General features: G+C 47.8%; 10 protein-coding genes. 8 read left to right on the forward strand and 2 right to left on the reverse strand.

Translation table 11 applies throughout. The features are described 5' to 3' along the window. Positions 1–349: 349 nt before the first annotated feature. Complete coding sequence (locus ACR2PX_RS05210) at positions 350–997, reverse strand: MurR/RpiR family transcriptional regulator (protein ID WP_433998306.1); 648 nt, start codon at positions 995–997, stop codon at positions 350–352. A 113-nt stretch (positions 998–1,110) separates the two neighbouring features. Further along, positions 1,111–2,067: a hypothetical protein gene (locus ACR2PX_RS05215; RefSeq protein WP_433998307.1), complete on the reverse strand. Its 957-nt coding sequence runs from the start codon at positions 2,065–2,067 to the stop codon at positions 1,111–1,113. Between the two features lie 481 nt (positions 2,068–2,548). Between ACR2PX_RS05215 and ACR2PX_RS05220 the strand changes: the two genes are divergently transcribed. The 8 genes from ACR2PX_RS05220 (at position 2,549) to ACR2PX_RS05255 (ending at position 9,983) form a co-directional block, all read left to right on the forward strand. Next, positions 2,549–2,803: a PTS fructose transporter subunit IIB gene (locus ACR2PX_RS05220; protein WP_433998308.1), complete on the forward strand. Its 255-nt coding sequence runs from the start codon at positions 2,549–2,551 to the stop codon at positions 2,801–2,803. Continuing rightward, on the forward strand, positions 2,778–3,149 hold the full coding sequence (locus ACR2PX_RS05225) for a PTS transporter subunit EIIC (RefSeq protein WP_433998309.1): 372 nt from the start codon (positions 2,778–2,780) through the stop codon (positions 3,147–3,149). The genes ACR2PX_RS05220 and ACR2PX_RS05225 overlap by 26 nt, the downstream gene beginning before the upstream one ends. A gap of 2 nt (positions 3,150–3,151) precedes the next feature. Further along, positions 3,152–3,730 carry a hypothetical protein gene (locus tag ACR2PX_RS05230; protein ID WP_433998310.1) on the forward strand — a complete coding sequence of 193 codons (579 nt, stop codon included), beginning with the start codon at positions 3,152–3,154 and terminating at the stop codon, positions 3,728–3,730. Between the two features lie 100 nt (positions 3,731–3,830). Then, positions 3,831–4,355 (forward strand): hypothetical protein, encoded by a 525-nt coding sequence (locus ACR2PX_RS05235; RefSeq protein ID WP_433998312.1) that lies wholly within the window; start codon positions 3,831–3,833, stop codon positions 4,353–4,355. A gap of 31 nt (positions 4,356–4,386) precedes the next feature. Beyond that, positions 4,387–6,483, forward strand: a complete 2,097-nt coding sequence (locus ACR2PX_RS05240) for a glycoside hydrolase family 38 C-terminal domain-containing protein (protein WP_433998313.1) — start codon at positions 4,387–4,389, stop codon at positions 6,481–6,483. A gap of 18 nt (positions 6,484–6,501) precedes the next feature. Continuing rightward, a complete protein-coding gene (locus ACR2PX_RS05245; protein ID WP_433998314.1) occupies positions 6,502–8,193 on the forward strand; it encodes a sugar phosphorylase in 1,692 nt (563 codons plus the stop codon). An 18-nt stretch (positions 8,194–8,211) separates the two neighbouring features. Then, positions 8,212–8,820, forward strand: a complete 609-nt coding sequence (locus ACR2PX_RS05250; protein ID WP_433998315.1) for a fructose PTS transporter subunit IIA — start codon at positions 8,212–8,214, stop codon at positions 8,818–8,820. A 215-nt stretch (positions 8,821–9,035) separates the two neighbouring features. Next, a complete protein-coding gene (locus ACR2PX_RS05255; RefSeq protein ID WP_433998316.1) occupies positions 9,036–9,983 on the forward strand; it encodes a hypothetical protein in 948 nt (315 codons plus the stop codon). The last annotated feature ends 166 nt before the right edge of the window (positions 9,984–10,149 follow it).

The following is a 10,149-nucleotide window of genomic DNA, read 5'->3' on the forward strand; positions in this document are numbered from 1 at the left end:
AGTCGAGCTGCAGGCTTGATGGATGTTAATGAATCACTCAAGGCGTCGAGAAATTCGGTGACAACAGAAAGTGAACGGATCAACACAGGCGACACTTGACGGTGATGTATTCAAGGGCCATGTTACACTGCCAGCCTGCTGCTGTGATGTTGATTGTACCTCGCTAGGCTTGGCACAAGAGTCACAGTAGTAGACTGGTTCCGCAGTCCACAAGAATCTTCCTTCGTCAAACGCTAAAAACTGCAGAATCGAGTGATAGTTATCCTGCTATGGATTTAAACAGAAATCTTTGTTTTCCAGTGCCCTGGGCTTTACTGCATGACTTAATGCCGGAACCTGTTCCAGCTTTTCAACTACTCAGCAGCTGGCAGCCCACCTGATCTATGATCTCAAGAATACGAAGTTGGCTTTCCCTCTTGTAGAGAGACAGGCCGCTGATAGGCTCGTTCAGATTAATATTAAAGTCACTGACATGACTGAGTGATGAATCATCTTTGCTGATAGCAAAGACTTTCATGCCCTTTCGTTTGGCATTATGGGCAAGATCTATAACTGCCTGGGTTTCTCCCGATTTACTGATCAGCAGAACCAGGCCTTCACTGGCCAGGGCGAGCTGGTGAATATCAGTAATGACCAGATGTGGAATGTTGGCAATGGAAAGAAAACGGGAGAGATAGCTGACACTGACAATAGAGCCGCCCCGGGCATACAGGTAAACGACTCTGACCTTTTTCATGGCCTGAGTCATTTTTTCTATGGTTTTATTTTTTGCTGTGTCAGCTTCTGAAAAATCGCTGTCTTCCCTGAGATCATGGGGCAAAGAGTAGCGCAGCTCAGTATAACTGGCATACCCCATTTTCTTGCAGACACGATTCACAGAGGTAGTGTTACTGTGGGCAATAGCGGCAATCTGTTTGGCCGAAATATCTCCCAGGTCATTCACATGATTGAGTATGTATTCGTAAATGATTCGTTCGGTACCCTGGAAGGATTTCATGGTGGCTGAAGCGCTGTAAAACTCAGGGTCGATAATAGTAGTTCGTTCAATCCATGAAATATATCAGCGTTGATCGCAACGTTCTTCAAAACAGCATCCCTGCCGAGTTGTGATCAGCTTACACTGAGCATTCTTTTGATATTTTGAAATTCATGGGTTCCTCTCAGTGCTTGTTGTTCTTTATCTGTGAGTTTACCCCAACCCTGATTGATTTGAGCTATGGAGGATCTGTTGTTGGGGGTTGACTTTCCAGCGGCCTTATTAGCATATAGCGCCTTGATTGCACCCGCGATACTTTTGAATTCGTCACCATCAAATTGACTTTTAATAGCATCAATATTTTTCCGGGGTTCTCTTCCTCCACCATTCCCTCCAGAGGTGGCTCCACCTTTGGGAGGTTTTCCATGGGTTCCTCCTTTTTGAGTGAGGCTTCCACCATTTTTACTCTTGCCTTTGGTGCCTCCGGCTCCACCACCACCGCTGCCACTGCCACCTTTATTCTTGGGCGCTTGTCGAAACTTGTTGGCAGGTGCCGTGAAATCAGGTCTTCCCATATAAAACTGATTACACGCTGCAACCCCGGCATCCGAGAAGCTGACACCTGAAACGTCCCCTGAAATCAGAGCTCCAAACAAGGCCAGGCCCGAATGGTAGCAGCCACTGCTGGTGGGTTTGAGTTGAGAGCGGTCAATAATAAAACCATTTTCAACGACTATGCTGGCAGGAAGTTCCAGTAACACCTCATCCTCAAAATGTGGAGCCGCTGAAATAGTAGGTTCCAGAGGTGAATCATCCGGATCGTGATCCTCTCCAGCTCTGGGAGAGTACACCGGATAAAAAATGGCTTTTTTAGAGGAAGGCTCCGTGATGGAGGGGGTGATAAAGGAGACATCCACTTCTTGTCGGCCCTCGGCTGCAGCCGTTTCCTGATTCGTTACCCGGGAAGGTTTCAGAACGATAGGCAGCTTCGCATCCCACAGTGTGACTTTTTTCTTGAGCTGACTGTTTGGCAGCACAGTAATCACACATTTACCGTCCACCAGTTTACTGTAAGCCCCACCCTGGTACATTTCTGAGTTGGCTTCATCGACTCTTTGGCCGTACTCCTCACAAAGGGTCAGTTGTGAAACAGCATAAGGACTAAATAGTATGAATATTGGTAGGACCAGCTGAGCTGAGTTTCGGACTGACTGCAAGAGATCATGACACTTCATCTTCAAAGAGTTCCTCACGGCTCAATATCACTTAGTTTCGTAAGATCAGGAAGTGTTCAAGCTAGTTTAAAAATGGAAGGGTGTATGGGTTTATTTATTAATCTTTAGGTGTTTCTGCCTAGGTCTCTATGATGAAACAAGTATGCCGGTTCAAATGTGAGTATCACGATACACCACTAGTACCACAAAACCTTATCCCGTCTTTACTCGCTCTTTTTATACTCCATGGCAATCTTAAACAGCCTTGAGCCTGAAATGCAGCCCTGCCTGATACTGGGTTTGGAAGTAGATCTTGTGTGGCTGTATTTGCATCATTAATCGCGTGGGTTATGGAACCATGGCAAAGAAAAAACTGGTTGCTGTAACAGCCTGTCCTACAGGCATTGCACACACCTTCATGGCGGCAAAAAAGATTCAGACCTGGGCTGAAAAGCAAGGTTATGAAGTCAAGGTAGAAACCCAGGGCAGTGACGGAGTGAAAAACCGGCTGTCTGCGCAGGATATTGCATCTGCCGATGCTGTGGTGCTGGCTGTCGATGTTCCCATTGCGGATGAAGAACGGTTTGATGGCGGTAGCGAAAATTACCGGTGAGTTTATTGATATTCAGGGAACGCCATTTCAAACCCTGGACATGCTCGGATTCATGACCATCAAGTTCATGTACCCGATCTTTGCCGCCTATGTGGCTTTTTCCATTGCAGGTAAACCCGCTCTGATTCCTGCCTTTATTGGCGGTGTGATGTCAGACGAAGTGTATAAGCGCTTTTTTGATATAGAACAGTGGGCCCCTTCCGGATTTTTCGGTGCTATCGCTATCGGTTTCCTGGTGGGTTATCTGGTGCGTTATCTAAATAACACCATTAAGGTGAAGACTGAGCTGACCACCCTGAAAACCATGTTGCTGGTTCCTCTGGTCAGTGGTGTGGTGATGTCCTGACCATGGAATACGTCATCAACCCGATATTCGGTGCCCTTAATCTGGCCATGGTCGAACTGTTTACTCAGGCGGGTGATGCCGGTCGTGGTATCTATTCCATGGTGATTGCAGCGGGTACCGCTTTTGACCTGGGAGGTCCGGTCAACAAAGCAGCGGGTTCTGTCGCCCTGGGCCTTAATGGCATGAGCGAAACTTTTGACCTGATTGCCCGTGAGCTGGGTATTGTTATTCCTCCTATTGGTGTAGGCATTGCTGCTTTGCTGGATGGTCGCTTTCGTCCCCGTGTCTTTAGCAATGAAGAGCAGACGGTAGGAAAAACTTCCCTGATGCTGGGCTTGATTGGTATTTCTGAAGGTACGATTCCCTTCATTCTCAAAAATCCCAAGATGATTCTTGGTGCCATTATCGGGACACAGGTCGCTGTATTACTGGATGTTTGGCAGAGCCTGCCACTGCCTGCTGTCTGGGGTTGGTTCCTTTCCTCTGATCCGGTGAGCTACACCCTCTCTGTTCTAGTGGGCTCCCTGTTTATTGCTATCGCATTGCTGTTCTGCAGCAAGCCGGTGGAAAGCCACGCCTGATCGTTAACTGAAAGCATTCATTGAATACTGCGAGCAGGCTGCACCTGGACAATGATAAAGCCGCCTGCAAACACCTGAGATTAGATCGAGAGAGTTCCCTATGGCTAAAGTCCATGTGCTTCCCCATACGCACTGGGATCGTGAGTGGTATTTCACTCAGCAGGACAGCGATGTTCTGGCAACTTACAACTTCACCAAAGTCATTGAAACACTGGAAACTGAATCCCGGTACAGTGTTTACCATCTGGATGGGCAGTCATCCATCGTCGAAGATTACCTGAAAATCCTGCCTCATATGCACGATCGCATGGCAAAGCTGGTGGCGGACAACAAACTGTATATTGGTCCCTGGTATACCCAGACCGACAGCTTTAATGTGGCGGGCGAATCCATTATCCGTAACCTCAAGTACGGGATGCATATCGCTGAGAGCCTGGGACACAGTATGAAGGTGGGTTACCTGCCGGATACCTTTGGTCATAACGCCCAGATGCCAACCCTGTTTAAAGGCTGTGGCATCGATAACATCATTTTCTGGCGCGGGATTGATTTCGATGAGCAGATAGATAAGTCCAACTTTACCTGGACCTCTCTGGGGGGGGGGGGACAACATCATCGCCTGTAATCTGGTACACGGCTATGGTGCAGCCAAAAACATGGTGGCTGACCCCGAGCATCTGGATAAAAAGATCTTTCCGATGGTTGAGAAGATCAAGGCACTGTCCGGATTGGATGAAGTACTGATTCCTTCTGGTGGGGATCAGGTCAATATTGATTCCAGCCTGCCTGAAACCCTCAGCGTGGCAACAGAGCGTTCTCCTGCAGACGACGTTTATCAGATTTCTTCCATGGAAGCTTATGTCGACTATTTGAGAGGTCAGGAGGAAGGGTTTGAAACTTTTGTCGGTGAATTTAAAACACCACGCTATGCCCGTATCCACAAGACCATTGGTTCAGTCCGTTACGACATCAAGAAACTGAATTTTGACATTGAGCAGTTTCTACTGAAAAAGCTTGAGCCCGTCATGGCTATGGCTAAAGCCAGTGGCATTCGAGTCCACACCCAGCTGATTGATATTGCCTGGAAGAAGATTATTGAGTGCCACGCTCATGACAGCATGGGGGGCTGTAACAGTGATGCCACCAATGCCGACATCATGCACCGTCTGAAACAGGCTGAAGAAATTTGTCACGGTCTGTACAACCTGATCATCAAGGAAATGGCGGCACAGGTCTGTGCTGAATCGGAAGTGATGGTCTTTAACAGTCAGGTCAAGCCTTACAGTGGGGTGGTGGATCTCGTGGTGTTCAGTAAACAGGCTTCTGTTCAGCTGCTGTACAAAGATCAGGTAGTTCCTGTTGAAGTCATTCACAGAGAAACTCTGGACGGTGGCAAGGTGATTGAGGTCACCAAAGATGGAGAAAAGGAGGTCCCCGTTCCTCCATACTACCGATTTGTTCTGAAGGCTGAAGTTGAGCAGCTGCCTGCCATGGGCTATCGGATTTATTCAGTTGCAGCTGCTGAAAAGTTGTCAGAGCAAAAGTCAGTCGATCATCAGCAGATTGAAAATGAGCGTTATTCCCTGTCACTCGATAACGGGCAGCTTTCTCTAAAGGACAAGCTCACAGGTCGTGAGATATCAGAGCTTTTCCAGTTTGAAAATGTCGCTGACGAGGGTGATTCCTATGACTTCTCGCCCTTACGAGGCGACCAGGCGATTTTTTCAGAAGGGTTTGAGTGGCTGGAAACCCATCAAGGTGAAACAACTCAGAGCATGAGTCTGGCTCTGAAAATGGCCGTGCCCAGTGATATGAATGAGCGCATGCAGGGCGAACTGAATGCCCAGATGGCTTTTAATCTAAAGCTGAGTCTCGAAAAAGGTGGCTGTCAGCTTTCGGTTGATATTGAAACCCTGAATCAGGTGAAAGACCACCGGGTTCGTTTGTTAGTGAATTCAGACATTACGACTGGACAATCAATCAGCACTCTGCCGTTTGGTGTTATTAACCGGACAGTGGCAAATCAGCCAGAAGCAGGCTGGGAAACCCGTTATCGTGAAGCTCCGGTTGATATTGAAACCACTGAAGGTGCTGTTGCTCTGGGGCAGTCTGACAAAGCTCTGGTATTAAATGGCCGGGGTTTAAAAGAGTTTCAGGTGTTGGAAGCACAGGAAGATGGCTTCAATAAAGTGGCTCTCACACTGTTCAAGTCGGTCGGTGTTCTGGGAAATGATGATCTGGCCTGGAGACCTGGCCGCGCCTCAGGTATCAACAATACCGTTGTTCATACCCCCGATGCTCAGTTGCAGAAATCCATGCAATTCAGTTTTGCCCTGGCCATGACTCAGAATGCCAGCCATAAAACGATCCGTGAACTGGAGTCTGACTACCTGAGCCGTCCTTTCGCTTATCAGAAGCAGGGACTGAACAGTTTTGAAAACCGTCTGGAACGATTCCAGGTCAGTTTTGATCAAAAAGTACTGTCACGAGAGTTCAGTCTGGTCAGTATTCAGGAAGATCTGGAAGTCTCCAGTATTTCCCATTCTCTCAATGATGAGCACACCCTGCTGTTGAGATTGTTCAATGCCGGTGATGCCGACGTGGCAGTGGATCTGGCCCAGTTCAATGAATTTGCCGATGTATCGGTAGTGAACTACTGCGAACAGCCGATAGAAAATCCCGGAGCTGTCTGCAAACCCATGAACAGTCTGGACCTTAAACTCGTCATCGATCAATCCGCCCTGAGCGTTTGAAAAGAGAAGAAGTGATAGATGTTAGCTGAAAAGATTAGCGAAAAGGTGGCTCTGCTCTATGGTGAAGAGCGGGCAGGGGCTATTACTGAAGATATTCTTTTGCTGGTAGAAAAATGGCGGGGGAAATTCCCTTCCAACCAGTCCTGGGTCGATGAAACCACCAGTTATCTGATTACCTATGGTGACAGCATACAGAAAGAGGGTGAACCCACTCTAAAGACCATGAAGCAGTTTGCTGACCGTTATTTGAAGGACGCGATCAGTAATATTCATATTCTGCCCATGTTTCCCTATACGTCCGATGATGGTTTCAGTGTCGTAGATTATCGGAAGGTGAATCCGGAACTGGGTGACTGGCAAGAGCTGAATGCACTGGCTGAACAGTTTGATCTGATGTACGACTGCGTCATCAACCATATTTCCAGGAGCAGTGACTGGTTTCAAGGGTTTCTGGCAGGTGAAGAAAAGTACCAGAACTATTTTGTCGACGCTGATCCAAAAGCGGATTACTCCTCCGTTACTCGTCCCAGAACTTTACCGTTGCTGACACCGTTCACTAAAGCGGATGGCAGTGAAGTGAATGTCTGGACCACATTCAGTGAAGACCAGGTTGATATTAATTTTGCCGCGCCTGAAATCCTGCTGGAAAGCCTTGATATCCTGATGATGTATGCGGCCAATGGTGGTCGCTCAATTCGCTTGGATGCCATTGGCTTTATCTGGAAAGTGTTGAACACCCGCTGCATCCATCTGCCACAGGCTCATGAGATTATTAAACTCTGGCGTCTGGTGTTGGACGAAGTGGCGGAAGGCACTTTGTTGATGACTGAAACCAATGTTCCCCATCAAGAGAACATCTCTTACTTCGGTCAGGGGGATGAAGCTCACATGGTCTATCAGTTCCCTCTGCCACCTCTGACACTGCATGCTTTCCTGCGCGAAGACAGTTCAACCCTGACGAAGTGGGCGACTGATCTTACCCGTGAAGCTATGGCTGCGGATTTCAGAGCTTCCAAAACGACGTTCTTTAATTTCCTGGCCAGTCATGATGGCATTGGCGTTCGTCCGACAGAAGGTATTTTGAGCGACAGTGAACGTGAGTATCTGGTGTCGGAAACTTTCAGGAAAAGCGGGAAGGTGAACTTCAAAGCCAATACCGATGGCAGTCAGTCACCTTATGAACTGAATATCAATTACCTCAGTGCTTTGACTGAACCGGATGACGATGTCGCAACCAAAGCGCGAAAGTTTCTGGCAGCCCAATCCATTTTGTTGTCGTTTATCGGGGTACCCGCTATCTATTATCACAGCTTACTGGGCAGTGAAAATGATATGGAAGGTATGGAAACTTCCGGTATTAACCGCCGGATTAACCGTGAAAAACTTGATATTGACCCGCTGATGGAAGAGCTGGCTACACAAGGCAGCCTGAAATCCACGATTTACCATGAAATGATCCGCCTTTTGGGTATTCGCCAGTCTCAGAAAGCTTTTTCACCAGACAGTGCCCAGAAAGTCTTGGATCTGGGCAAGGCCGTCTTTGGCCTGCAGCGTGGAGAAGATCTGGAAAGCATCGCGTTTGCTGTTAATTTGAGCGGTGAAGACCAGACTGTTGCACTGGGCAATGACGGTATCGACCTGGTATCTGGCCAGGGAGTGGATCGTGAATTCACTCTGGAACCCTACCAGTTTATCTGGGTAAAGATTTAATTCAGGAAGTCATGCATTATGAATCTGGCCAATTTAACCTCTGAAAACCTGATTCTCGTTGATGCGGTGTTTGAAAATCGTATCGATGCCATCACCAGAATGACCCAGATGCTGGCTGATGAAGGCAAGCTGAGTGATCAGAAAGCTTTTTTTGATGCGGTCATAAAACGTGAGAATGAAGGACCTACCGCATTGGGTGAAGAGCTTGCTGTTCCACATGGTAAGTCTGAGGCCGTGAAAGAAGCGGTTTTTGCTGCAGCGTTTGTCAAAGAAGATCTGCAGTGGCAGGGTCTGGACGGCGATGAGCCGGTCAAAATGATTTTTCTGCTGGCCATTCCTCCGGCAGAAGCGGGTTCAACCCATATGGAAGTGCTTACGGAACTGACTTCTTCACTGGTTGAGGATGAATTTCGTGAGCAGTTGCTAAAAGCTCAGTCAGCCCGTGATGTTTTGGCACTGTTTGGTGGTGAAACGCCAGTAGAAGAGACAACTTCTGACATTGAGCCTACTGTTCAGGTGTCTGTGGAAGCCGTTTCTGACCCGATAGATGATCACAGTGGTAAAGCCTACTATTGCTTTATTGTGGGGGGGATTGCCATCGTACTGGGCCTTTTTGCCCTGATGTGAACCTCTCAAGTGGCTGGCCGCTCATGCCAGCCACTCTTTTTGAATATCCCCTCTGTATCTCCGCGCTTACTCTATACTCTGCTTTCAATGGCTTTTATGCAGCCTGATTTAAGGTTTGCTCTACAGCTGCTCCCCTTAAAAAAAGCCGATGCAACCATTCAGTGAAAAATGCGCTTCTGTCGTTTCCATTCGTTTTTTTTATTTGGGCCTATGACATGCAGGCAGTCGCTGACCATTCCAGTGATCTGGTTGCGGTTCTGGAAAGAACTCATAAAGAGCAGTGTGTCATGGAAGAGGGGGTCAATCAGACTTTACTGAAGTGCAATGACTTCAAGCCGATTGCCAGAATCATTGCTGAGGCCAGGCACCCCAGATTTTTGCTGGCTTACTGCCCGGATAATACGGAAAGGGAAGGGCGCTGTTTTATTATGCGGTCGGACCACCAGGCAAAAGAAAAAATTCCCCAGTCGTTTCTCGATAAACTCAGGGAGGATGTCGTGACCCGTCCTTCTGAACAATTCTATTATTTCTGGGAATACTCCAGAGACGACTTTTTTGAAGATCTGACGGTGTTAGGGCTACCCATGCTGGCAGCCTATATGTTAACCACTCAGCATTATCGGGCAGGTTGGGTTATTGCAACACTGCTGTTTGGAAATCTGGTATTGAGTCCAGTGGGCAACTGGTTGGGGAATTTAGTCCGCAGTGACACGGAGCTGCAATCTAGAAAAAAGTATCGGTCTGTTAATCAATCCACCAGTATCATCGTTGAAGCGGTCAGCTTTCAGGCGGGTTGTATTACCAAACTGGGATACATTTCTATCAAGTATAAGGAAATCTGGGCTTATGAACTCTTCAGAAGGCTCTATTTCAGAGCACAGTCCATGTTTCTTCAGACCGGTTATAAAGTGACATCGGCACTGGTCGCCGTGGGAAGCAGTACCGTTGGCCTGACTAACAGATTGGGTAGTGGTGTAACGGAAGAGGTTGATTTCAGTCTGCCGATACCGGCCCATCAATTTCTTGAGCTGGCCGTGATTGTTCTATTCATTGTACAGGATACTGTCAGTCTGCTTGAGGATTACAACCGGATTGATGACCGTTCAGATTCGGCCGCTGATATGGTTCGAACGACCCTTGAAGGGCATAGTATTGCTCAGTGACCAGAGTGGTTAAGCGGATCGAAAGTGATTTATTCTCCTCGTTATCGGTTGAGCGTAAAACCCCGTACTTTGAGTGCGGGGATGTAAGCTCGTCGGCGATAGCCGACTAATGCGGTGTTCTCTGCTGCTGAACGTACTGTTTGATGACTTCTATAGGAGCGCCACC

Source organism: Endozoicomonas sp. (genome assembly GCF_051008435.1).
Classification (GTDB): Bacteria; Pseudomonadota; Gammaproteobacteria; order Pseudomonadales; family Endozoicomonadaceae; genus Endozoicomonas_A.

Bases quoted from the DNA above. Each gene is read 5' to 3' on its own strand.
- ACR2PX_RS05210 (WP_433998306.1), bottom strand. From the start codon at position 997: ATGAAATCCTTCCAGGGTACCGAACGAATCATTTACGAATACATACTC.
- ACR2PX_RS05215 (WP_433998307.1), bottom strand. From the start codon at position 2,067: ATGTACCAGGGTGGGGCTTACAGTAAACTGGTGGACGGTAAATGTGTG.
- ACR2PX_RS05220 (WP_433998308.1), top strand. From the start codon at position 2,549: ATGGCAAAGAAAAAACTGGTTGCTGTAACAGCCTGTCCTACAGGCATT.
- ACR2PX_RS05225 (WP_433998309.1), top strand. From the start codon at position 2,778: ATGGCGGTAGCGAAAATTACCGGTGAGTTTATTGATATTCAGGGAACG.
- ACR2PX_RS05230 (WP_433998310.1), top strand. From the start codon at position 3,152: ATGGAATACGTCATCAACCCGATATTCGGTGCCCTTAATCTGGCCATG.
- ACR2PX_RS05235 (WP_433998312.1), top strand. From the start codon at position 3,831: ATGGCTAAAGTCCATGTGCTTCCCCATACGCACTGGGATCGTGAGTGG.
- ACR2PX_RS05240 (WP_433998313.1), top strand. From the start codon at position 4,387: ATGGTGGCTGACCCCGAGCATCTGGATAAAAAGATCTTTCCGATGGTT.
- ACR2PX_RS05245 (WP_433998314.1), top strand. From the start codon at position 6,502: ATGTTAGCTGAAAAGATTAGCGAAAAGGTGGCTCTGCTCTATGGTGAA.
- ACR2PX_RS05250 (WP_433998315.1), top strand. From the start codon at position 8,212: ATGAATCTGGCCAATTTAACCTCTGAAAACCTGATTCTCGTTGATGCG.
- ACR2PX_RS05255 (WP_433998316.1), top strand. From the start codon at position 9,036: ATGCAGGCAGTCGCTGACCATTCCAGTGATCTGGTTGCGGTTCTGGAA.